Origin of the sequence: Erythrobacter sp. THAF29, from assembly GCF_009363635.1 — a bacterium.
In the GTDB taxonomy this organism is placed as follows: Bacteria; Pseudomonadota; Alphaproteobacteria; order Sphingomonadales; family Sphingomonadaceae; genus Erythrobacter.
In genome coordinates this window covers 1,822,793-1,844,142 of sequence record NZ_CP045392.1, presented here as the reverse complement: position 1 = coordinate 1,844,142, position 21,350 = coordinate 1,822,793, and the positions used below count along the sequence as shown (strand labels likewise).

The 21,350-nt window shown below is 61.1% G+C and carries 23 protein-coding genes, 1 tRNA gene and 1 pseudogene; 8 read left to right on the top strand and 17 right to left on the bottom strand.

All coding sequences use genetic code 11. The annotated features are described in order from the left end of the window. Positions 1-10: 10 nt before the first annotated feature. The 4 genes from FIU90_RS08915 to ahcY form a co-directional block, all read right to left on the bottom strand. Positions 11-1,000 carry an aminoglycoside phosphotransferase family protein gene (locus FIU90_RS08915; RefSeq protein WP_152434422.1) on the bottom strand — a complete coding sequence of 330 codons (990 nt, stop codon included), beginning with the start codon at positions 998-1,000 and terminating at the stop codon, positions 11-13. Beyond that, a complete protein-coding gene (gene tsaE, locus FIU90_RS08910; RefSeq protein ID WP_152434421.1) occupies positions 997-1,452 on the bottom strand; it encodes a tRNA (adenosine(37)-N6)-threonylcarbamoyltransferase complex ATPase subunit type 1 TsaE in 456 nt (151 codons plus the stop codon). Before tsaE ends, FIU90_RS08915 begins: the two co-directional genes overlap by 4 nt. Then, on the bottom strand, positions 1,449-3,806 hold the full coding sequence (locus tag FIU90_RS08905) for a PAS domain-containing sensor histidine kinase (protein ID WP_152434420.1): 2,358 nt from the start codon (positions 3,804-3,806) through the stop codon (positions 1,449-1,451). The genes tsaE and FIU90_RS08905 overlap by 4 nt, the downstream gene beginning before the upstream one ends. 121 nt (positions 3,807-3,927) lie before the next feature. After that, on the bottom strand, positions 3,928-5,346 hold the full coding sequence (gene ahcY, locus FIU90_RS08900) for an adenosylhomocysteinase (RefSeq protein ID WP_152434419.1): 1,419 nt from the start codon (positions 5,344-5,346) through the stop codon (positions 3,928-3,930). Between the two features lie 170 nt (positions 5,347-5,516). Between ahcY and FIU90_RS08895 the strand changes: the two genes are divergently transcribed. After that, positions 5,517-5,996 (top strand): peroxiredoxin, encoded by a 480-nt coding sequence (locus FIU90_RS08895; RefSeq protein WP_152434418.1) that lies wholly within the window; start codon positions 5,517-5,519, stop codon positions 5,994-5,996. Positions 5,997-6,052: 56 nt separating this feature from the next. On the opposite strand, the pseudogene FIU90_RS08890 reads toward FIU90_RS08895, so the two are convergent. Further along, positions 6,053-7,345 (bottom strand): annotated as a pseudogene (locus tag FIU90_RS08890) (SulP family inorganic anion transporter). A 93-nt stretch (positions 7,346-7,438) separates the two neighbouring features. Between FIU90_RS08890 and FIU90_RS15535 the strand changes: the two are divergent. After that, complete coding sequence (locus tag FIU90_RS15535; protein WP_172970225.1) at positions 7,439-7,606, top strand: hypothetical protein; 168 nt, start codon at positions 7,439-7,441, stop codon at positions 7,604-7,606. A gap of 44 nt (positions 7,607-7,650) precedes the next feature. Here the strand turns inward: FIU90_RS15535 and folE are convergent, their stop codons facing one another. Next, on the bottom strand, positions 7,651-8,265 hold the full coding sequence (gene folE, locus FIU90_RS08885; RefSeq protein ID WP_152435778.1) for a GTP cyclohydrolase I FolE: 615 nt from the start codon (positions 8,263-8,265) through the stop codon (positions 7,651-7,653). Between the two features lie 268 nt (positions 8,266-8,533). Beyond that, a complete protein-coding gene (locus FIU90_RS08880) occupies positions 8,534-9,025 on the bottom strand; it encodes a hemerythrin domain-containing protein (RefSeq protein ID WP_152434417.1) in 492 nt (163 codons plus the stop codon). 14 nt (positions 9,026-9,039) lie between these two features. On the opposite strand from FIU90_RS08880, the gene FIU90_RS08875 reads away from it, so the two are divergent. After that, complete coding sequence (locus FIU90_RS08875) at positions 9,040-9,522, top strand: metallopeptidase family protein (protein ID WP_370515054.1); 483 nt, start codon at positions 9,040-9,042, stop codon at positions 9,520-9,522. Between the two features lie 36 nt (positions 9,523-9,558). Here FIU90_RS08875 and FIU90_RS08870 read toward each other — a convergent pair. Then, a tRNA-Arg gene (locus FIU90_RS08870) sits at positions 9,559-9,635 on the bottom strand. 72 nt (positions 9,636-9,707) lie between these two features. After that, positions 9,708-10,118: a (deoxy)nucleoside triphosphate pyrophosphohydrolase gene (locus FIU90_RS08865; protein WP_152434416.1), complete on the bottom strand. Its 411-nt coding sequence runs from the start codon at positions 10,116-10,118 to the stop codon at positions 9,708-9,710. A gap of 97 nt (positions 10,119-10,215) precedes the next feature. Here FIU90_RS08865 and FIU90_RS08860 point away from each other — a divergent pair, with 97 nt between their 5' ends. Together FIU90_RS08860 and FIU90_RS08855 are read left to right on the top strand one after the other, a co-directional pair. Continuing rightward, positions 10,216-10,398 (top strand): Flp family type IVb pilin, encoded by a 183-nt coding sequence (locus FIU90_RS08860; protein WP_152434415.1) that lies wholly within the window; start codon positions 10,216-10,218, stop codon positions 10,396-10,398. A 126-nt stretch (positions 10,399-10,524) separates the two neighbouring features. After that, positions 10,525-10,689: a Flp family type IVb pilin gene (locus FIU90_RS08855; protein ID WP_152434414.1), complete on the top strand. Its 165-nt coding sequence runs from the start codon at positions 10,525-10,527 to the stop codon at positions 10,687-10,689. 104 nt (positions 10,690-10,793) lie between these two features. On the opposite strand, the gene FIU90_RS08850 is transcribed toward FIU90_RS08855, so the two are convergent. The 5 genes from FIU90_RS08850 to FIU90_RS08830 all read right to left on the bottom strand — a co-directional run bounded on the left by FIU90_RS08850 (position 10,794) and on the right by FIU90_RS08830 (position 16,311). Continuing rightward, on the bottom strand, positions 10,794-12,275 hold the full coding sequence (locus FIU90_RS08850; protein WP_152434413.1) for a M48 family metalloprotease: 1,482 nt from the start codon (positions 12,273-12,275) through the stop codon (positions 10,794-10,796). A gap of 97 nt (positions 12,276-12,372) precedes the next feature. Next, on the bottom strand, positions 12,373-13,317 hold the full coding sequence (locus FIU90_RS08845) for an acetyl-CoA carboxylase carboxyltransferase subunit alpha (protein WP_152434412.1): 945 nt from the start codon (positions 13,315-13,317) through the stop codon (positions 12,373-12,375). Between the two features lie 10 nt (positions 13,318-13,327). After that, positions 13,328-14,215 (bottom strand): tyrosine recombinase, encoded by an 888-nt coding sequence (locus FIU90_RS08840; RefSeq protein ID WP_152434411.1) that lies wholly within the window; start codon positions 14,213-14,215, stop codon positions 13,328-13,330. A gap of 6 nt (positions 14,216-14,221) precedes the next feature. Continuing rightward, positions 14,222-16,108, bottom strand: a complete 1,887-nt coding sequence (locus FIU90_RS08835) for a hypothetical protein (protein WP_152434410.1) — start codon at positions 16,106-16,108, stop codon at positions 14,222-14,224. Next, entirely contained in the window at positions 16,108-16,311 is a 204-nt protein-coding gene (locus FIU90_RS08830; RefSeq protein WP_152434409.1) for a hypothetical protein, read from the bottom strand. Before FIU90_RS08830 ends, FIU90_RS08835 begins: the two co-directional genes overlap by 1 nt. Positions 16,312-16,349: 38 nt before the next feature. On the opposite strand from FIU90_RS08830, the gene FIU90_RS08825 reads away from it, so the two are divergent. The 3 genes from FIU90_RS08825 to FIU90_RS08815 are packed head-to-tail and all read left to right on the top strand — an operon-like array spanning position 16,350 to position 18,802. Beyond that, on the top strand, positions 16,350-16,916 hold the full coding sequence (locus FIU90_RS08825) for a shikimate kinase (RefSeq protein WP_152434408.1): 567 nt from the start codon (positions 16,350-16,352) through the stop codon (positions 16,914-16,916). Then, a complete protein-coding gene (gene aroB / locus FIU90_RS08820) occupies positions 16,907-18,028 on the top strand; it encodes a 3-dehydroquinate synthase (RefSeq protein ID WP_152434407.1) in 1,122 nt (373 codons plus the stop codon). Before FIU90_RS08825 ends, aroB begins: the two co-directional genes overlap by 10 nt. A 3-nt stretch (positions 18,029-18,031) precedes the next feature. Then, entirely contained in the window at positions 18,032-18,802 is a 771-nt protein-coding gene (locus FIU90_RS08815; RefSeq protein WP_152434406.1) for a cyclase family protein, read from the top strand. Here FIU90_RS08815 and FIU90_RS08810 read toward each other — a convergent pair. The 3 genes from FIU90_RS08810 to FIU90_RS08805 form a co-directional block, all read right to left on the bottom strand. Then, entirely contained in the window at positions 18,799-19,080 is a 282-nt protein-coding gene (locus FIU90_RS08810) for a hypothetical protein (protein WP_152434405.1), read from the bottom strand. The genes FIU90_RS08815 and FIU90_RS08810 overlap by 4 nt on opposite strands. Positions 19,081-19,296: 216 nt before the next feature. Beyond that, positions 19,297-19,794, bottom strand: coding sequence for a DUF2118 domain-containing protein (locus FIU90_RS15855; protein ID WP_370515053.1), 498 nt, complete (start codon positions 19,792-19,794; stop codon positions 19,297-19,299). Further along, on the bottom strand, positions 19,791-21,350 hold the full coding sequence (locus FIU90_RS08805; RefSeq protein WP_370515052.1) for an acetyl/propionyl/methylcrotonyl-CoA carboxylase subunit alpha: 1,560 nt from the start codon (positions 21,348-21,350) through the stop codon (positions 19,791-19,793). The genes FIU90_RS15855 and FIU90_RS08805 overlap by 4 nt, the downstream gene beginning before the upstream one ends.

Genomic DNA, 21,350 nt, shown 5'->3' with positions numbered 1-21,350 from the left:
TCGGACTTACTCACTTGATCGTTCCCCCGCCGCTCTTGCGCAGATCATCCGGGATGTTGCGCGCAAACCAGTCCGCCACCGGCCCGAGGGCTGGATGCGCGAGATCACGCTCCATCGCCGCCCATACGCGTGGGATCATGTCGAGGTAGCGTGGCTTGCCGTCGCGTTTGTAGAGCCGTGTGAAGATACCCACGATCTTGGCGTTGCGCTGGGCGCCGAGGCGGGCGTAATCGGCTTCGAAGTGCTCGTTCGCGCCAGCACGTCCGGCGTAGCGGGAGAGCATCGCTCTTTCCAGGTCCTCACTCACATCGCGGCGTGCGTCCTGAAGCAGCGACACGAGATCGTAAGCGGGATGACCGACCAGCGCATCCTGGAAATCGATCAGGCCTTGGGGTGCGCCCATCCGCGGATCGCCGAGCAACATGATGTTTTCCGCGTGATAATCGCGCAGCACGGTCACGCCGGGTTTTTGGCGGGCGAGCATCGGCTCCAGCGCCTCGCTCCATGCCGCATCGTAACCTGAGACATCCACGTCGAGCCCGACGGCCGGAGCATACCACTCGGTGAGGAGGCTCGTTTCCCTCAGGTAAGTCGGCATGTCATATGGCGAGAACGGTCCCGGCTCCTGACGATGCAACTCGACCAGCGCATCGATTGCGCCTGCATAGGCACTTTCTTCACCGTCGGGGTTTTCGTCGAGCCAGTCGCGCATCCGGTCATTGCCGAAATCCTCGGTCAACACCCAGCCTTCGCGCGGGTTCTGCGCAAGGATTTCCGGCGCGCGAAGGCCGTGGTTGCTCAGCCACTGGGCTACAAGGAGAAACGGCGCAGGATCCTCGTGCGGTGGCGGCGCGTGCATGAGCATGGCGCGCTCACCCGAAGGCCTTCGGACACGAAAATAGCGGCGGAACGAGGCGTCGCCCGGGATCGGGTCGATTTCGGCCCCTTCCCAACCAGCCTTGGACAGAAATTCGTGAAGGCCCGCAGGCAATTCGGTCATGGCATGCGTCCTAACCAATCCGCAGCGCCTCTCGCAATCGCAATTCTCCCTTCGCCAGCGGTTTCCAACAGGATCGAAAGGCATCCTGCCTCATGCGTGAAGCCCCCAGCGTGGTCTGGCCATTCGGCGATCAACGCGGCGCCGTCACGGTAATCGTCAAGCCCGATTTCCCCGAGTTCGGACGGGTCTTCGAGGCGGTAGAAATCCGCATGGACGACAGGCAGGCGTAGCGGTGGTGCGTCGTAAGTCTCGATGATCGTGAAGGTCGGAGAAGGCACTTCGCGTTCGTAGCCGAGCGCGGCGATGATGGCGCGAGCGAGCGTGGTCTTGCCCGCCCCCAGCCCGCCTTCAAGCGCCACGACGTCGCCTGCGCGTAGTCGCTCGGCGATTGCCGTGCCGAACCGCTCCATGCTTGCAATATCCGGCAGGTCGAAACGTTTCTCTTCGATCACGGCAGGTGGATCACTGCGGTCGTTCCCACGCCTTCCTGGCTTGAGATCTCAAGCTGACCACCATGCGCCGCGATCAATTGCCGTGCGAGCGGGATGCCGAGACCGGTGCGCTTTTCGTGCCCACCATCCCCGCCAGAACGTCCGCCGTCGAGCGCCCGCTCGAGCGCTTCCTCGCTCATACCAGCCCCATTGTCGGCGATGGCGAAGCTGGCCTCCCATTCGCTATCGGAATCTGGCTTGAAGACTTCGATCAGAATATGGCCGCCCTCTCCGGTTCCTGCGATCGCGTTGTCGAGTAAGTTACCCACCGCGCGTCCGAATTGGCGAGGATCGGCCTGGACCTTGCGGCCTCGCTTGCCCTTGAGATCAAGACCTAGCCCGCCCTTGATGATCGCGCTCTCGCGTTCGCGAACCAGCTTCGTGAGGAATCCGACGAGGTCGATCTCCTCCTTGTTTATCGGCAGCAATCCGGCTTCGCTTTGGGAAAGGTCGAGCACGTTTTCGACCTGCTCGGTGAGCCGGGCCACAGCGACGAGGATCGCGTCGAGATATTCGTTCACCCCTTCGTCCAGGGCACCGGCTGCGCCGCTCTTGAGCAGCTCGGCATAGCCGCCGATCGTGGTCAGCGGTGTGCGGAATTCGTAAGACATGTTGGCAAGGAAGCGCGCCTTCACAGCGTCCGCCTCTTCCAGCGCCTCGGCCCGATCGCGCAGAGCCTGCTCGGCTTTCTGCGAGTCGGTTATGTCGAGTACGGTAAGGAGTCCGTTGCCATCGGGCAGCGGCACACCTGCAAAACGAAGCGTGCGTCCATCGGCAAGCTTGAGCTGCCCCTCCTTCTCCCGCCGGTCGAGAGTGGCTGCGCGCACCACGTCGCCGATTCGGCTCGCCTGCGCGGGATGCGCGAGGTTCGCGCCGATGGCTTCAAGCAAAGCATCCGCGCTCGGATGGGTATCGAGGAAGTCGCTCGTCAAACCCCATGTCCCTGCAAAACTGCGGTTCCATAGTTGTACCGATCCATCCGGCGCGAAGATCGCCAGTGCCTCGAACAGGCTGTCGAGCGTCGCGGTGCGGGTGCGCAGGAGCGTGTCACGCGTCGCCGAAAGGGCAAGGCTTTCGGTTCGGTCTTCAGCGATCAAGACGAGACCGCCATCGGGCATGGGCTGCGCGACGATGCGCAGATGCGTGCCACCCGGGAGCGGCCATGCCTCTTCCTGCATGTCGGCCTGGTCGAACCACGCCGCATGCTCGCGCCGCCATTCGGGGAAGTCGCGCACTTCGGGCGTGCAGCCCTTCTCGCGAGCCTCTGTAAGGAAGCGCTCGAACGGAGTAGCCTCACGTACCGCGCCTTCGGGGAGATCGAACAGGCGTCGGAAGGGCGTATTGGCGAAGGTGAGCCTTTCTTCGCTGTCGAACTGGGCGACGCCGACCGAAAGCTGGTCGAGCATGGCGCGCTGCGCATCGCGGAACGCGCGAAACTCGCGGCGGACCTGCTGCTGCTCCTCGATATCGATTGCGTAACCGGTCACGCCTTCGCGACCGAGCGGCTGGTTCCTGACTCGCAAGGTCCTGCGCGCCCCGTCGATCGTCGCTGCCGTTATACGCTCATCGATTTGTTCGCTTTCGAATACAGCGCGCGCGGCCTGCTGCGGTGTCATGCCGTCTTCTGCTTCGAGCAGCTCAATCTGTTTCTCGATCACTTCGGCAGCATCGACCGCGCCGACGGCATCGACATAGGCCTGGTTGACGAGCCCCAATCGCATGTCGCGGCCGCGAAACCACATCGGTACCGGCGCGGCTTCGATGAGGCCGACCAGCGCCGCAAAGTCGCTTTCCGCCTGAGAGGTCGCCTTGCGCAGGCGCGCTAGTTCACCCTCGCTTTCGCTGAAGTCGAACACCCAAACCAGCGCCGCACCACCCGGAGAAATCTGCGAGTCGGCGAGAGTACCTTGCATCGCGAGGCTCTTGCCTGATCCGGGCGGTGTGACGACCAGCCTGAACGGGGTAGCGCTCTTCTGGGTCACCCTCACATGCTCGGAAAGCTCTTCGACCTGCTTTTGCGACAGGCCGCTGCCCTTATCCTCGCCCCCCGCAAGTTCGCTCAGATATTTGGGCATCGCGTCTAGTCCGAGCCAGCGCGCGAGCCGTTCAGGCGCCTCGATCCGGCCATCGACTCGTACAAGCATCGGAATTGCTGGCGCGCCGTCCATCATGCGCTGCATCCGTCCGAGCGAGGTCTGAAGCGCCTTCGCCCGCCGGGTCTTGGCTCCTGCACGCAAGACCATCAGCGCCGCCGCGACGGTCCACGCGGCGAGCAGCAGGCCTATTAGCGTAAGGGCAAGCGGCGAAAGCTCCATGATTTGCAGCTATGACGGCGACGCCCGGCTTGCAACGCCCGACAACGGAAAAGCCCCCGCAAATGCGATGATTTGCGAGGGCTTTCGTATTTGCTGCGATGAGCGGACAGGCAACGCCCGATCAATAGCGATAGTGATCCGGCTTGAACGGGCCTTCCACTGGTACACCGATATAGTCGGCCTGCTTTTTCGACAGCTTGGTGAGTTCGACACCCAGCTTTTCGAGGTGCAGCGCCGCGACCTTCTCGTCGAGGTGCTTGGGCAGCACGTAGACGTCGTTTTCGTATTCGTCCGACTTGGTGAACAGCTCGATCTGGGCGAGCGTCTGGTTGGTGAAGCTGGCGCTCATGACGAAGCTCGGGTGGCCGGTGGCGCAGCCGAGGTTCACGAGGCGGCCCTTGGCAAGAATCAGCAAGTTCTTGCCGTCGGGCAGCGTCACCATATCGGTGCCTTCCTTGATTTCCTTCCACTCGTAGTTGTCGAGCGCGGAAATCTGGATCTCGCTGTCGAAGTGGCCGATGTTGCACACGATCGCCATGTTTTTCATGTTCTTCATGTGCTCGCCGGTGATGACGTCTTCGTTGCCGGTGGCGGTCACGAAAATGTCGGCGCGCTTGGTCGCCTCTTCCATCGAAACGACTTCGTAGCCGTCCATCGCCGCCTGCAGCGCGCAGATCGGGTCGATTTCGGTCACCATCACGCGGGCACCGCCGTCGCGCAGCGAAGCAGCTGATCCCTTACCGACATCGCCATAGCCGGCAACGCAGGCGACCTTGCCGGCCAGCATCACGTCGGTGGCGCGGCGGATCGCGTCGACCAGCGATTCCTTGCATCCGTAAAGGTTGTCGAACTTCGACTTGGTCACGGAATCGTTCACGTTGATCGCCGGGAACGGAAGTTTGCCTTGCTTGGCGATCTGGTAGAGCCGCATCACGCCGGTCGTCGTCTCTTCCGAGACACCCTTGATGTTCTTCACGCTGCGGGTCAGGTAGCCGGGCTTTGCCTTCACGAACGCCTTGAGCGCGCGCTGGAACTCGATTTCCTCAGCATTTGCAGGAGCCGGCAATTCCTCGCCCGCCTCGATCCGCGCGCCCCAAAGGGCAAACATCGTCGCATCGCCGCCATCGTCGAGGATCATGTTGGCGGTGAGGTCGGGATCCTCTTCGGTAGACCAGTCGAAGATGCGTCCGACATAATCCCAGTAATCGGACAGGCTCTCGCCCTTGATCGCAAAGACCGGGATGCCCTGAGCGGCGATTGCGGCCGCCGCGTGGTCCTGCGTCGAAAAGATGTTGCAGGTTGCCCAGCGAACCTGCGCGCCGAGCGCGACCAGCGTCTCGATCAGCACCGCAGTCTGGATCGTCATGTGCAGCGAACCGGTGATGCGCGCGCCCTTGAGCGGCTGCGACGAACCATATTCCTCGCGCAGCGCCATCAGGCCCGGCATTTCGGTTTCGGCAATTGCGATCTCGTCGCGGCCATACTGGGCGAGAGAGATATCCTTGACGACGTATTCGTGTTCGAGAGCGGCGGTGGCCATGGGGTGTCTCCTGGGACTTTGCAAAATTCGCTTAGCTTGCATTGCGCCCTAGCGGCGAGGCCGTCGGCGATCAAATATAAAGTTATCTTTATATCTGTAATTGTTGCCGGAGCGCCGAGAGGGTCTATATCGGGCGCAAGAGCCCCCTCTTGCGAAAGGAAATTACGGACATGACGATTTCGGTAGGCGACAGGATCCCCGAGGTGACACTGGTGAAAGCCACTCCCGAAGGTCCGCAGCAGGTTTCCTCGAGCGAATATTTCGCCGGCAAAAGGGTCGCATTGTTTTCGGTTCCGGGTGCCTTCACCCCCACCTGTTCGGCCAAGCACCTGCCCGGCTTTGTCGAGAAAGCCGACGAGCTGAGGGCCAAAGGTATCGACGAGATCGCCTGCACGGCTGTCAACGATGCCTTTGTGATGGCCGAGTGGAACAAGCTCGCCGGATCGGCGGACATCACCATGCTGGCAGACGGCAACGCCGACTTCGTCGAAGCACTTGGCCTCACCATGGACGCTTCGGGATTCGGCATGGGCAAGCGCGGTCAGCGGTTTTCGTTGATCGTCAACGATGGCGTGGTCGAGCAGCTCAATGTCGAGGATCCGGGCGACTTCCGCGTCTCCAGCGCGGAGCATATGCTCGCGCAACTCTAACGCGAGGCGCCTTGGGTCTCGACGGTGAACCCAAGGCGCAACGTCGCCCCCCCCTCCTATTCGTCGCCGTTATTCCTGCGGCGCGCGAGTTTGATGGGCGTGTGCCAACGCGGTGCCTCCAGCTTGCCATCGCGAAGGCGCAATGCGAGCCCGATGATCGTCCCGACCCCGATTGCGACGGTCAGATCGACGAGGACCGTCAGGACAGCGGTCAATACCAGCAGCGCGAGTTCTTCTTTCGGCAATTGGAGTCTTGCGGCGAAACGGTGAGGTTCGCTCATGTTCCAGGCGGTCACCATCAACAGACCGGCAAGCGCAGGAAGCGCGAGCGATCCGACCAGCGGTCCGGCAAGCAGGATGAATGCGAGTATCGTCAGGGCGTGGATCATGCCTGCGACCGGGGTGCGGCCACCTGCATTCACGTTGGTCGCCGTCCTCGCGATCGCCCCGGTCGCGGGAAGCCCGCCGAACAGCGGCGATGCCATGTTCGCCACCCCCTGAGCGAGGAGTTCGGCGTTCGAACGGTGCGACGCGCCGATCATCCTGTCAGCGACGATTGCCGACAGCAGCGATTCGATGCCGACCAGAAATGCGATCGTGAAGGCCGATGGGAGCAATTCCGCTACTATTTCGGCGTTGAAATGCGGCAATGAAGGCATGGGAAGGCCGTGAGGCATTTCTCCGTACCTTTCGCCAACCGTCTCAACTGAAGGAAACTGGAAGGCCGCAAGGGCGCTGGCGGCGGCAATCACGAAAATCATCCACGGGACTTTCGGTGCGATCCGACGCAAGACGAGGATTGTCGCAATCGTGGCGATCCCCAGTCCCAGCGCGGTGAAATCGGCAGTATCGCGCATCGCCCACAAGGCCTCGATCTTAGGCATGAAGTCGGCAGGCAGCGCGGCGCCTGTCATCCCGGTCAGGTCCTTGATCTGGCGGAAAGCGATCACGACCGCGATGCCCAGGGTGAAACCTTCGACGACCGGTTCTGGTATCTGGCGGATCAGTCACCCAAGCTTCAGCAAGGCTGCAACGACAAGGATCAGGCCGGCCATGCAGGTGGCAACCAGCAGGCCGTCATATCCGTGCTGGTGGATGATGCCGTAGACGACGACAATGAACGCGCCCGTAGGCCCACCGATCTGGACCCTGCTGCCTCCAAGCGCGGAGATTAGAAGCCCTGCGACGATTGCGGTAACGACACCGGCCTGCGGAGGAGCGCCCGACGCTATTGCGATCGCGATACTCAGAGGCAGCGCCACCAAGGCTACTGATATCCCCGCAAAGACATCGGCCCTGAATTGCGCCCACGAATAATCGGCGAGTGTGGTCAGGATCTTCGGCTTCATGCGGACAATCCCAGATCAAGCTGAATGTCTGAGCGAGCCCTATGCAAGAAGTCGATTCGACACTAGAAAGATCCGCGGGACAAAGACCTATCCATGATCAACGCAATCATCATCGTCTCAATCCTGTTGATGACCATCTTCGTCGTCGCGGCAATCTACGGCGGGCGCGCCCACGACCGGCAGAACGCCGAGCGAGAACGCATCCGGATCGCGCGGGAGAAGATGGAAAAGTCGACACACGATAACGCCAAAGGCGATTGACCTTTCGGACGCGCCGCCCGGACTTCACCAGTGGTTCGGCCCGATCAGTAACCCATCAGGCTCATCACTTCCTTGCGGCTGCGTGGATCTTCGAGAAAGCAGCCGAGCATTCGGCTGGTGGTCATTTCCACCCCGTGGGTCTTCACGCCGCGGCCGGTCATGCAACCGTGCTGCGCCTCAATCACGACGGCGACACCCTGCGGTTCGAGATTGTCCCAGATGCACTGGGCGACTTCGGCCGTTAGCCGTTCCTGGATCTGCAGACGGCGCGCAAATCCATGCAGCACGCGCGCAAGCTTCGATATTCCAACAACTTTCTTGTCCGGCAGATAGGCGATATGCGCCTTGCCCGTGATGGGCGCCATGTGGTGCTCACAATGCGATTGGAACGGAATGTCCTTGAGCAGGACGATCTCATCGTACCCACCGACCTCCTCGAAAACCCGGCTGAGGTGTACTGCCGGGTCCGACTGGTAGCCTTCGCAATACTCGAGCCATGCGCGTCCCACACGCTTCGGGGTGTCGATCAGGCCTTCACGTTCGGGATCATCGCCTGCCCATCTCAGGATCGTGCGGATCGCCTCCTGCACATCTTCGGGCACGTCGGGCTTGTTCAAGGGATTCTCCGGGTCAAATTCATCGTGATCATGCACATTCATGTAGTTCATGGCTATTCGCTTTCTGCGTTAGCGGGCTGACCCGGTGCACGGCCCTCCCTCGTATTTACGATCGATCCCTGACGAAGAGCCGGGTTACTGGAACCCGGCCCGCAAAAGATACGCAGCGTTAGCGGCTTTGGATGAAGCATTATGCGACATATCTTTCGCAGGACCATATAGGTGCGAAAGTTTCCCTCGCCATGCTCTCAAATGAGAAGCGCCGCCTGCGTTTCCGCAGGTGGCGCCTCGCAAGGTGGGGATTCGCCGGTTACTCCTTGGCGTCTTCCATCTTTTCGGGTGTGATCTCGGCAGCTTCCTTTTCCGCCTTCTTCCGCTCGTCGAAAGTATCGGTCATTTCCTTGTCCATCGCATCGTCGATCTGCTCGGCGAAATCGGGAAAGTGATCTTCCTCTTCCTCATTGATATGGTGACGATAGCGCTCGTCGAGTTGCTTGAATTTCTGCAGCCACGCCGGCGAGCTCATGTCAGTAGCGGCCAGATCGTTGAGCATTTCGTCGATCTCGTGGTGTTCCGCGACCGAATGGCGGGTCTCGTCGCTCACTTCGGGGTCGGCGAGCATTTCGGAATAGACCGCCTGCTCTTCAGCAGCGGCGTGACTCTTCAATTCCTTGGTCAGTTCGGTGAAAAGCTCGCGGCGTTTTTCAGTGTCGCCGCTCGTCTCGGCAATCCGATCGAGCAGTTCGCGTTGGCGATCGTGGTCGGACTTGAGTCGATTGAGGACGGTGGCTTGCTGGTTCATTGATAACTCCTTGGATGTCTTTCCAAACCAACGAGCCGCCCGGGTCGGCGTTCCGAATTCTTGCCCCGAACCCGATCACTCACCACATGGATGCGATGAGTTGCACAGAGCCCAGTCCAGCGGAATTTGAAGAGGCTGCACGCCATGTGGTTTCCAGTCTCCCGAGCGAATTTCGTGAACAGCTCGCCCATGTCGCGCTCAAGGTCGATGAGTTTGCAAGCGCGGAACAGCTCGCGTCTGTCGACATCGCGAATCGGTGGGAACTAAGCGGCCTCTACGAAGGGGTGCCGCTAACAGAACGGTCGTCGTGGGCGAGCGGCGACATGCCGCCGGTGATCAGCCTGTTCCGTCAGCCGTTATTACTGGAAATGCGCGAGACAGGAGTGGGGTTCGAGGAGTTGGTCCGCCATGTGGTCATCCACGAGGCTGGCCATCACTTCGGTTTTTCCGATGACGAAATGCACGCGCTCGAAGACAGCGTGGGGGACTGCCCCTGAACCAAGAAAGCCCACCCCTCGCGGGATGGGCTTTCTTGGCGCGCCAGGAAGGATTCGAACCTCCGACCGCCTGATTCGTAGTCAGGTACTCTATCCAGCTGAGCTACTGGCGCGCGGTGAGGGGCGGCACATAAGGTGGCAGGCGCGGCTTGGCAACACCTGATTGCATCCCCAAGTACGATTAATCACTGGTCCGCAAACAAGCGCTCGGCAAGAGCGATATCAAGCGGCGGTTTGTCCAAACCGGCCATCTCGCGAGGCGTAAACCAGCCGATCGCCCCTCCTTCAAGTGCGGTGGGATCACCTACCCAATTCGCGATTCTGTAAAGCAGAATGACAATCGGGATTCGCCCCCCTGACGCGGCTTCTTCGGCGAACGCGACCGGGATGCACGCCTCCGTTACAATCGTAATCCCGAGTTCCTCCCGCAGCTCACGAACCAAAGATTCAACAGGAATTTCAGCATCTTCTACCTTGCCACCGGGAAATTCCCATAGACCGCCATGGTGCTTTTCTGCAGGTCTCCTGTGCATCAACCAGCGACCGTCGGGGGCGCGCAGCGCTCCTGCAACAACCGGTATCCATTGTTTCATCATGTCGGAATTTTTTCCAAATCGGACGGCTCCAATAACCTTTTCTTAATCGCCTCGGGCGATACCGGCCGATGTCAGCAACGTTTTGACAGGTGACCACATGAGTTTGACTGCATTCCTTAAGCACATTGGAACGGACGACAAAGGTGCCACCGCCGTCGAATACGGACTGATCGTGAGTCTTATCGTCCTTGCCATGCTTGGCGCTCTCCAAGGCGTAGCCAACGAGAACAGCCGAGTATGGAGTGAGGTTGAGGCCGCGGCAACGGATGCATCGAGTTGACCACTTAAGGTTTTTGAAAGGCTCCGAATTAGGAATTTTTCAAGAGCTGCTCCTTACATCCGCAAATGTCTGTTCGTTTTTTCGAGCGGGCAACGGGTACCGAAGACTTGAACCAGGAGACTACAAATGAAATTCTTCAACAAGCTGGCTCGTGACGAGCAGGGCGCAACCGCAATCGAATACGGCCTGATCGCTGCTCTGATCGCAGTTGCTGCAATCACCGCAATGCAGAGCCTCGGCAACACCCTTTCGGACACGTTCTCGGACGTTTCGTCGTCGATGGCTGGCTAAGTCGTAAGACTTACCAAACAAGGAAGCGGCGGGGATTTCCCCGCCGCTTTTCTTTTGCGCGCCGCAGATTTGCAACGCGCCCTATTGTGGATCGCTCGCGAGGGTCAGCGAGCACGCACCACAATCTTCACTTTCTGACCCGCACGCAACGTGTCGTTTGATCCCAGCGCATTGAGCACGCGAAACCTTTCAACCTGCGCACTGTCATAGGCCATTCGGCGGGCGAGCGAGCTTATCGTGTCTCCGCGCCGTACCGTGATAACATCGATCCGACGCGGGATGACGGCGGCCGCCTCCGACTGGCTGATCCGGCGCATGGACTGGAACATCGATGCGAATGTGTTGGAGCTACCCGCCGGCGTAATCGCCTGGAAGTGATACGCGCGATCCTTTGAGAATTCGTAGGCGAAGACCACTACATCAACCTGGCTCTGACCATTATTCACCCGCGCAGTGCCGTATGCTGCGGGAATGCCATTGACCGTGGTACGCTGGATGCTGGACGGCTGGAGATTATTCCCCTCCCCACCCAGCTTCATGAACTGCTGGCTGACATAGCGTTCGAGGTTGCCCTCATAAGTCGCAAGCGTAAGCTGCGCCTTGCCGTTCTGGCCGTTTATGCTGACCGCACGTGTACCATTGACCATGTAAAAGCCCTGGGGCGCGGTGAAGGCGAGGCGCAGTTCGGGGTGGATGAAGTTGCGCCCCTCGACAACGCCCTGCTCCGGATCGTCGCCATAGATCATGCCGTCGATCCGCGTGAGGAATGTGTCGCGATTGAGGACTGAACCGGCCAGACCGGCGGCGCTGGCGCGAGCGGTTTGCACGCGGCTGGCCGGATCCGGGTGAGTCGATGCCCATTCTGGAATCGTAGCATTGTTCCGACCCTGCAGCTGAGCGTCGAGCTGGTTCTGCGCGGCGAGGCTCGCCAGCACCGTGCTCATCGCGTTCGGATCGTACCCCGCACGGGTGAGGTACTGGATGCCGAGTTGATCGGCTTCCAATTCCTGCTTGCGAGAGAAGCGCAATGTCAGGAGTTGCGAGCCCTGGAGAAAGCCGCGTGACAGTGTCTGCCCGATCGAACTGTCTCCGAGCAAAATCGAACTGCCGATCGCACCAAGCACACCGAGTATCGAATTGCGTTGAGCCGCCTGCTGGCGCCGCTGGGAGTGGCGCGCAGCGACGTGACCCACCTCGTGCCCGAGAACGCCTGCAAGCTCTGCTTCGTTGTTCATAAGCGAAACGAGCTGGCGAGTGGAATATATGTATCCGCCCGGCACTGCGAATGCGTTGTTAACCGGGCTGTTGAGCAAGCTCACCGTGAAGCTCTCACGCGCATTGCCGAGCCCTGATTGCACCGCGATATTCTTCCCGACCTGCTCGACATATGCGGCTTGAGGGCCGGTCATCGCACCGCCGAACTCCGCAAGAAACTGCGGGTGGTACTGTTCGCCGAGTTTTGCCTCTTCGTCGGTAATCGGGGTGGATGCCGATGGCACCGAGCCCCCCGCTCCCATGCAGCCCGTGACGCTGAGGGCGAGTGCTGATGCAAACCCGAGCCGGACCAGTTTCGCTTTATTATTCATGTTCTTCGCGCTCCTCTCATGCCACGTGACCGCAGCCCTACGTATAGATATTCAATACGCGCGGCGGTGAGAGGTTCCGACGAAGCGTAAGGGCCGGCTAGCCGCCCAGTTGCAGGAATCGCTCCTCGCGGGTGCGGATCAGCGTCTCGCTCGGCAGGTCGGCGAGTGCGTCGATCTCCTCCGAAAGCGCCTTGCCCAGCGACACTGCCGTGGCCACCGGATCGCGGTGTGCGCCGCCAACCGGCTCCTTGACGATCCGGTCGATTACTTTGAGCCGTTTCAGATGCTGCGCAGTAACCTTCATCGCCTGAGCTGCCTCGGCCGCTTTCTCGCTTGTCCGCCACAGGATGGAGGCGCAGCCTTCGGGCGAAATCACGGAATAGACCGAATGCTCGAGCATCAGCACGCGCTCCGCGCTCGCCAGGGCTACGGCGCCACCCGATCCGCCCTCGCCGACAATCGCCGCCACCATCGGCACCGGCAGCGCCAGGCATGCCTCGGTTGAACGGGCTATGGCCTCGGCCTGGCCGCGTTCCTCGGCTTCAATCCCCGGAAAAGCTCCGGAAGTGTCTACAAGCGTTACGACGGGCAGGCCGAACCGGCCCGCGATATCCATCAGGCGGACGGCTTTCCGGTAACCCTCGGGCTTGCCCATCCCGAAATTGTGCTTGAGACGGCTTTGCGTGTCGTGGCCCTTCTCATGGCCAATCAGCATCACTCGCCGGCCGTTGAGCCTTGCAAAACCTCCCATGATCGCGAGGTCGTCGCCAAACAGGCGGTCTCCGCCCAGGGGCATGAAGTCCTCGAACGCGTGCTCCACATAGTCACGGAAATGCGGGCGTTCAGGATGCCGCGCCACCTGCGTTTTCTGCCAAGGCGTGAGCGAAGCATAGGTACTGGCGAGCAACTCCGCGCTCTTCGCCTCGAGCCGGGCGATTTCGCTGGAGATATCGACCGCGTCGTCCTCACTCGCGGCACGCAATTCAGCGATCCGCTCTTCGAGGCTGGCGACGGGTTTCTCGAAATCGAGATATGCATTCATGGCGCTTGCGCTAGTCCGAAGCGCGACGTGTAGCAAGAGGATGCCGCGCATTGACGAGGGATACCAGCCGCGCCGCATCGACATGGGTGTAGATCTGGGTGGTCGCTATGTCGGCATGGCCAAGCAATGTCTGGAGCACGCGCAAGTCCGCACCGCCTTCGAGCAGGTGGGTTGCAAAGGCGTGGCGCAGGACATGCGGACTTATACCCGTGGGATCGAGCCCTGCCCTCACGGCAAGTTCCTTGAGCAATTGGTAGAGCCGCACGCGCGAGAGATGCTTTCCCGCTCGCGAAGGAAAGAGAAACCGCGATGCGGGTTCCTGCGGGCGCAGATTGAGCCATTTCTGCAATGCTTCACGCGCCCGGTCGCTTACCGGCACCATGCGCGCCTGCCCGCCCTTCCCCATCACCGTAATAAGCGGCGCATCGCGGGGAACGGCACTCAATGGCAAGGAAACGAGCTCGGTCGCGCGGAGGCCCGAGCCGTAGAGCATCTCCACCAGTGCCAATTGCCTTACAGCTGTCGGCTTTCCACCCTCAGCTTCAAGCTCGGCGCGCTCGAGAAGCTTTTCCACCTCTTCGTGGGAAAGCACCTTGGGCAGCGGCCTGCGCGTACGCGGGTTCGGAAGCGCACCCGAAGGATCGTCGCGCCGCCAGCCTTCGTCGACTGCGAAGCCAAAAAACTGCCTGAGGGCCGAGGCTTTACGGGCGACGGTAGAGGGGGCGAGTGCGCTCCATTCATGGGCGAGAGTCGCGACTTTTGCCCGCGATACGCTGGACAAATCGCCGACCGCGTCCTCCGCGCCTTCCAGGTCGCGCCTGTAAGCTGCAAGCGTGTTTACCGCCGCGCCTCGCTCGGCTGCCAGCATGTCGAGAAAGGCCTGCGTCGCAGCCGACACGAGCGATCAGGCCCGAGCGACCGCTTCTGCCGCGATCATCCGTGCTACCGCTTCCAGCCCCACGCGTCGCAGCGCAGCAGTGATGTGATAGAGGTGCAGAGGGGTCATCTTCGACCAATCATCTCCCTGCATGCCGAGCCCCACGAGCAGCGTGACGAGCGCCGCGTTCTCGACCTCGGCCGCGCGGTCTATCACTTGTGTCCAGCGCGATTGCCGGTCGAAGTCGATTTCAAGCCGGTCGCCGAATTCCTCCAGCTCCGCCGCCCCGAGCCGATCGAGGCCAAGCAAACCTGCAATCAGAAACGCAGACGCGCGCATTTCCTCGCTGTCGTCATTGTCGACGAAGGTGTCGAGCGCTTGCTGGTCCGCTCTGCCAGCGCCGGGCACACCGACCGCCAGAAGAGCCCAGCCAAGGCTGCCCGGAGCCATAGTACCGCTCCAGGCGGCAGCATCGCGGTCCAGTCCTGCCGCGAGCATGGAGGTAATAAGGCCGCCCGAATATGCAGCAAAGTTCTCCGAGGCGGGAATCCGAGCGGCGGCATATGCAGTAACCACCTGACCTGCATAATTGTCGTTATCGCCCCAGAGCTGGCGCATCGCATCAATCCGCGCCTCCGCGTCGGAAGCGACATAAGCCTCGCGCAGAAACGCGGCACGTTCACCCACCTCGCCTCCGATGGAATTGTCGGCGTAAATCTGGCTGTAGAGATCGACCATCGCACTCGATGAAAATACGCCCGAGCTTGCCGCGCGCTGCGCCAGTTGCTCGCGGGTCGCGAGTGGAAGCATGGGAGCGCCTGCACCTGCATACGCGAAATAATCACCGCCCGGCCCTTCGAGAGCCTCATCGAAAAGGCTTTCCGGGATCGGTTCACCCACGGCGTTGGCGAGCGTGAACCGCCACGGGGTGATCTCTTCGACATTCTCCCACTCGATCTCGACCGCGCGCCGTCCTCTCCCCGCCGCGCCGGCAAATCTCTGCGCGAGGAGGATATCGATGGGGGCCGCGATTTCGTCGGCCAAAGCCCGGTCAAGCTGCGAGCCGGCCAAAGTTCCCTCGCCCGCATAAGCGTTGCATATCGCTTGCAGCATGACCCATTGCGGATCGTCCCGCTCGCCCCGGCGGAATCTTACTGCCGGGCATGCGCCGGTCACGTCTGTGGTTGCGATATAGGAGGTCAGAGCCTCATCGATCAGCGCGTCGTTCCAGTTGCCCGTGTCGACATCCTGAACGATTGCGCGGGCGATAGTGTATTCGCCCATCCTGTTGAGCACCCCGGCGCGCAATGCGGCGAATTCGACTGGGTTCATGCCATCAGGCGCTTCTAGGCGGCTGGCCAATGCGCGGCGCATCAGGATGTGTCCCCATCGCGAAACCATCGGGCGCCGCGTCCCGGCAAGGATGGCGCGAACGAGGTTTGCAGGCTGTTTCGCAAGCGAAGCTGTCGGCAAGCCGCCTTCTTCCGGCGCGAGAACGCCTACCTGCGATAGCGAGCGCCGCGCGGCAGGGGGAATGTCGAACTTGGGCGTCAGGCCTAGCCGTTCATCGAGTTCGTCGGGCGAAAGGCTCTCCAGATCCTCAAGCGACGGCAGGCGAGCAAGGTCTTCCCCGGACAGCGTCGGAACGCTCGGCAGTGGACCCGGGATGGGCTGTACCACGGGGCTCCCGGTAGTTGGCGTAGCGGGCGGCGCTCCGGGTGCGGTGGGCAAAGGCGCAGCTGTAGGGCGCGAGGTCGGCGTGGGCGTCGGTGCAGGCGCGGGATCGTCGAAACCGGGTGGCAGCAACGATTCGGGCGCGTCCTGCGCACTCGCAAAGCCACCGGCGAACATGCCGCCCGCAGCCCCCGCAAGGCCCAGCGCCGCCGCGCTCGCCATCCAGAATGATCGCATCATCACTCGCTCTCCGTCGCCATTCCCGGTATCTCGACCGTCTGGCTAATCGGTCGGATCGGCTCTTCGCCGCCATCGATATAGGCGAGGACGAGTATGGCAAGCACTCCTATCGCTGCATAGTATGGCGCACGGGCGCGCAAGCCCTTGTCGCTGGGAGACTGCTTGGAATGCTTGGGAAGAGACGCACGCAACGAGTTTGCCATATTGCGCGCGCTCTAGCCCATCTATAGGCCTTGCGGCAATGACTGCCGAACCCTCCTTGAAAGACAGCGATATCGCCAAGATCGCCGCGCGGATCGATCGCCCGATCGTGCTAGTCGGGTTGATGGGAGCGGGAAAGTCAACCGTTGGACGGCGGCTTGCATCCATGCTGGCGCGCGACTTCATCGATGCCGATGATGCCATCGAAGAGGCTGCGCAGCGAAATGTCTCGGAAATTTTCGAGGAATTTGGCGAAGCGTATTTCAGGGACGGAGAGCGCCGCGTGATCGCGCGCCTTATTGACGAGAATAGCGGCGTTATCGCGACGGGTGGCGGCGCATTCGTCGATCCCGAGACACGCGCGCTTATCCTCGATCGAGCAATCGCGGTTTGGATCGATTGCGATATCGATACTCTGGTCGAGCGCACGTCACGCCGCAGCCACCGCCCCTTGCTTAGGACGGGTGATCCGAAAGAAATCCTCACCCGGCTGCTGGACGAGCGTGAACCCTACTACAGCCAGGCGCAGGTGCGCGTCCTGAGCGAAGACGGCCCCCACAAGGACACTGCCCGCGCGATAATTGAGGCAATCGACCGATGGCTGTAATTCCCGTAGCGCTCGCGGGGCGCAGCTACGACGTGATGATCGAGCGCGGCTGCGTGCTGGAGCGATTTGCCGAGAGCGCGAGGCCCTTTTTCGATGGATATGGCTCGCGGGCCATACCGTTTGTTGCCGACGCGAACACCGCGAGATTTTTCCGCGAGAAGATCGACGCGGCGCTTTCAGGTGAAGATCGACGAGCCGAGTGGTTCGTCGTTGAACCGGGCGAAGGCGCAAAATCCTGGAGCGTGCTCGAAGAATTGACCGATTGGCTCCTCGGCCTGGGAGTGACGCGCACGGAACACGTCTTCGCACTGGGTGGCGGGGTAGTGGGCGATCTCACCGGCTTCGCCTGCGCGGTGACGAAACGCGGCTGCGGATTCGTGCAGATACCGACCACTTTGCTCGCACAGGTGGACAGTTCGGTCGGGGGAAAGACTGCTATCAACACGCGCGCGGGCAAAAACCTGATCGGCGCGTTCCACCAGCCCTCCGCCGTACTGATCGATCCCCTCGTGCTCGAGCAACTCCCTGACCGCGAAATGCGCGCAGGATATGCCGAAGTCGTCAAATATGGATTGCTGGGCGATGCCGAATTCTTCGGTTGGCTCGAGGAAAACGGCGACAAGGTGCTGTCCCGCGAACCAGAAGCGCTCGCGCATGCCATTGCCACCAGCATTCGCGCCAAGGCGAAGATCGTAGCTGAGGATGAGCGCGAAACCAGCGGCGTTCGTGCGCTTCTCAATCTGGGACACACATTCGGCCATGCACTCGAAGCGGAAACCGGCTTTTCCGACCGTTTGCTGCACGGTGAGGCGGTCGCGCTCGGAATGGTGCTCGCAGCGCGCTATTCGGAGCGGCGAGGGGAAATGCGGATCGACGATGCCGCGCGCGCCGCGCGGGTGATCGACGATGCCGGCCTTCCTTCCGAGATTGCCGCGCTCGGACTCAATTGCAACGGAGCAAAGCTTGCCGACCACATGCGTCACGACAAGAAGATGGAGGGCGATACGCTGCCATTCCTCCTGCTGAAAGGCATCGGGAAGGCTTATCTCGCCCGTGATGTGGCGCTCGACGACATTGCCGAGTTCCTCGACGAGCAATTGCAGGCGCATTGATCCATGACCCGCTTCATCGACCTCTCGATCCCGATCACCAACGACGTGATTTCCGATCCCGAGGTCATGCGGCCCAAAATCCAGTACATGACCCACGAGAACACGTGGGAGCAGATCGCGATGTTCTTTCCCGGCCTCGAAAAGGACGACCTGCCCGATGGCGAAGGTTGGGCGGTCGAGATGCTCGAACTCTCGACCCACAATGGCACCCATATGGACGCGCCGTGGCATTACCATTCGACCACAGACGACGGTGCAAGGCCCGCGCCGAGCATCGATGAAGCGCCGCTGGACCGGTTCTTTAGGCCCGGCGTGAAACTCGATTTCTCGCACCTTCCCCATGGCCATGTGGTGAGCGCGGCAGAGGTCGAAGAGGCATTCGAGCGCATCGGGTACGAACTGCAGCCGCTCGATATCGTGCTGATCCAGTCGGGCGCGGTCTACGGCACGGAGAATTTCACCGACCAGGGTGTCGGGCTTGGCGCAGAGGCGACCCTGTGGCTGACCGGGCGCGGCGTCGAGGTCGTCGGCACCGATGCATGGAGCTGGGACGCGCCCTTCAGCCAAACGGCAAAGCGCTGGGCAGAAAAGCGTGACCCTTCAATTATCTGGGAAGGCCACAAGGCCGGGCGTATCCGGCCCTATTACCAGATCGAGAAATTGACCAACCTCAATGCGTTACCGGCACACGGCTTCATGTTCAGCTGCTTTCCGGTAAAGATCGAGCGAGCTAGCGCAGGCTGGATACGCGCGGTTGCAATGCTTGAAGACTAGCTCGCCGGGCGGCTTGGCAGTTTCGAGACTTTCGAGCCGATCTTCGTCACCGAAGCGCCATCGGCATCCTCGTCTTCCGCCATCATTGCATCGTGTTCGGCAAACAGACGCTCTATGTCATCGCGATGCTCGAGCAGCATGTGCGCGATGCCCGGAGCAAGGCTTTCGCCTTCACCGATTTGTCCAAACAGCCGTGCGAGGTCGCTTTCGGTCGCCTCGCCCGGGGTTTTGAAGAAATGGCCTTTCCGGTCGAAGTACCCGGTGCCTTTCTTAGCCACGTTTTGCCCCCCTCAGAGCCAGTTTGTCATTCTAAGCGTGTCGAGTTGTGAAGTGTCTCGCAAGAGCGGCCGCTTGGCGAGTCTTTTAGGCATGATCGTTTACCAATCGCGACACTTTGTCGTTGGTATACAATTGGCTGGAAATTTTTCGGCAGACCCGCGCGATGAATGTTTCAAGCCGCCACGCGAATCGAATTTTAGCTACCGCCGCTAACCCTATTCGAGTTCGAGAATCACCGCATCGACCGCCAGGCTCTCGCCCTCTTCAGCGTTGATCGTGGCTATCTTGCCCTCCTTTTCGGCGCGCAGGATGTTCTCCATCTTCATCGCCTCGACGGTCGCGAGCGGCTGTCCGGGCTGGACCTCCTCGCCCTCTTCGACATGCAGCTTTACGAGCATCCCGGGCATCGGGCAGATGATCATCTTGGAAAGATCGGGCGGCTCTTTCTCGATCATCAGGTTTTCGTGTGCAGCCAGCCTCAGCGGCAACACGAGCGCGCGGTGCGAGGCTCCGCGCGTGGTGATGATCCAATGATTGCCATCGCGCTCGACGATAAGGCCGAAGCGTTCACCCTCTTCACCATCGGCGGAAGTGCTGGCGACCGCTTCCTTCATTCCAGGCAGCCAGTTGCAATTGCCTTCGACCTGTTCTCCATCGACAATGGCATGACCGTCCCCCAGCGTGACTTCGTGGCGGGTATCGCCAAACTTCACAAGCCAGTCGCTCGCACCGGCACGGCCCCGTCGAGCTGGCCTGAAATCTGCCGGGCACGTGCCTGCCAGGTGAATTCGTTGCCCGCGCAGATCGCCGCCAGCATCCGACGAAACTCCTCTGTAACCGGCGCGCCGTGAAACCCGTCAGGGTATTCTTCGGCGATGAACCCCGTGGTCAGTTCGCCAGAGCGAAAGCGGGGGTGCTGCATGATCGCGCTCAGGAAATCGACATTGTGCCCCAGCCCCTTGATGCGGAAGTGATCGAGCGCCTCGATCTGGAGATCGGCCGCCTCTTCGCGCGTGGGAGCCCAGGTAATGAGCTTGGCGATCATCGGGTCGTAGAACATCGACACCTCGCCGCCCTCGAACACGCCGTCATCAACCCGTACACCGCCGACACCATGCGCGACGCCGCGGCGCGGCTTGCCGTGAACCTCGCCATCGTCTGACCAGGCTTCGACCGGCGGCGAATATTCGACCAGCCGACCGGTGGATGGGAGGAAGCCGCGATAGGGATCCTCGGCGTAGACGCGGTTTTCGATCGACCAGCCGTTGATCCCGATATCGTCCTGCGTCATCTCCAGCTTCTCGCCCGCCGCGACGCGGATCATCTGTTCGACCAGGTCGATACCCGTGATCGCCTCGGTGACGGGATGCTCCACCTGCAGCCGGGTATTCATTTCGAGGAAATAGAAGCTTTCGCCGGTCGGGTCCGCGCCGCTCACGATCAGCTCAACCGTTCCGGCAGAATGGTAATCGACCGCACGCGCCAGCGCGACGCACTGCTCGCCCATGGCCTTGCGCATCTTTTCGGTGACGAAGGGCGATGGCGCCTCCTCGACCACTTTCTGGTGGCGGCGCTGGATCGAGCATTCGCGCTCGTTCAGATAGAGGATGTTGCCGTGCTTGTCGCCGAGGATCTGGATTTCGATGTGGCGCGGGTTCTCGATGAATTTCTCGATGAAAACCCGGTCATCGCCAAAGGAGCTCAGGCCTTCGCGCTTGGTCGCTTCAAACCCCTCGCGCACGTCCTTTTCCGACCACGCGAGCCGCATTCCCTTGCCGCCGCCTCCGGCAGACGCCTTCATCATTACAGGGTAACCAATGCCATCGGAAATCTCGACCGCATGTTCGGTATCGCGGATCTCTCCGACGAAGCCGGGCACGACATTGACGCCCGCTTCCTTGGCCAGCTTCTTCGATTCAATCTTGTCACCCATCGCCGCGATAGCGCCCGGGGGCGGGCCGATGAAAGCGATATTCTCAGCCTCCAGCGCCTCGACGAAGCTCGCGCGTTCGGAAAGGAAGCCGTATCCGGGATGAACGGCCTCGGCGCCGGTTTCCTTGCATGCGGCGATGATCTTTTCAGGGACGAGGTAACTTTCAGCCGCCGGTGACGGGCCGATATGCGCCGCCTCATCCGCCATGTGGACGAATGGCGCATTGCGGTCGGCATCGGAATAAACTGCAACCGTGGCGATACCCAACCGCCTCGCCGTCTGGATGACCCGGCAAGCGATCTCGCCGCGATTGGCAATCAGGATTTTCGAAAACAT

Coding starts and splice junctions, on each gene's coding strand:
- FIU90_RS08915 (WP_152434422.1), bottom strand. CDS start 1,000: ATGACCGAATTGCCTGCGGGCCTTCACGAATTTCTGTCCAAGGCTGGT.
- FIU90_RS08905 (WP_152434420.1), bottom strand. CDS start 3,806: ATGGAGCTTTCGCCGCTTGCCCTTACGCTAATAGGCCTGCTGCTCGCC.
- ahcY (WP_152434419.1), bottom strand. CDS start 5,346: ATGGCCACCGCCGCTCTCGAACACGAATACGTCGTCAAGGATATCTCT.
- FIU90_RS08895 (WP_152434418.1), top strand. CDS start 5,517: ATGACGATTTCGGTAGGCGACAGGATCCCCGAGGTGACACTGGTGAAA.
- FIU90_RS15535 (WP_172970225.1), top strand. CDS start 7,439: ATGATCAACGCAATCATCATCGTCTCAATCCTGTTGATGACCATCTTC.
- folE (WP_152435778.1), bottom strand. CDS start 8,265: ATGAATGTGCATGATCACGATGAATTTGACCCGGAGAATCCCTTGAAC.
- FIU90_RS08880 (WP_152434417.1), bottom strand. CDS start 9,025: ATGAACCAGCAAGCCACCGTCCTCAATCGACTCAAGTCCGACCACGAT.
- FIU90_RS08875 (WP_370515054.1), top strand. CDS start 9,040: ATGTCTTTCCAAACCAACGAGCCGCCCGGGTCGGCGTTCCGAATTCTT.
- FIU90_RS08865 (WP_152434416.1), bottom strand. CDS start 10,118: ATGATGAAACAATGGATACCGGTTGTTGCAGGAGCGCTGCGCGCCCCC.
- FIU90_RS08860 (WP_152434415.1), top strand. CDS start 10,216: ATGAGTTTGACTGCATTCCTTAAGCACATTGGAACGGACGACAAAGGT.
- FIU90_RS08855 (WP_152434414.1), top strand. CDS start 10,525: ATGAAATTCTTCAACAAGCTGGCTCGTGACGAGCAGGGCGCAACCGCA.
- FIU90_RS08850 (WP_152434413.1), bottom strand. CDS start 12,275: ATGAATAATAAAGCGAAACTGGTCCGGCTCGGGTTTGCATCAGCACTC.
- FIU90_RS08845 (WP_152434412.1), bottom strand. CDS start 13,317: ATGAATGCATATCTCGATTTCGAGAAACCCGTCGCCAGCCTCGAAGAG.
- FIU90_RS08835 (WP_152434410.1), bottom strand. CDS start 16,108: ATGATGCGATCATTCTGGATGGCGAGCGCGGCGGCGCTGGGCCTTGCG.
- FIU90_RS08830 (WP_152434409.1), bottom strand. CDS start 16,311: ATGGCAAACTCGTTGCGTGCGTCTCTTCCCAAGCATTCCAAGCAGTCT.
- FIU90_RS08825 (WP_152434408.1), top strand. CDS start 16,350: ATGACTGCCGAACCCTCCTTGAAAGACAGCGATATCGCCAAGATCGCC.
- aroB (WP_152434407.1), top strand. CDS start 16,907: ATGGCTGTAATTCCCGTAGCGCTCGCGGGGCGCAGCTACGACGTGATG.
- FIU90_RS08815 (WP_152434406.1), top strand. CDS start 18,032: ATGACCCGCTTCATCGACCTCTCGATCCCGATCACCAACGACGTGATT.
- FIU90_RS08805 (WP_370515052.1), bottom strand. CDS start 21,350: ATGTTTTCGAAAATCCTGATTGCCAATCGCGGCGAGATCGCTTGCCGG.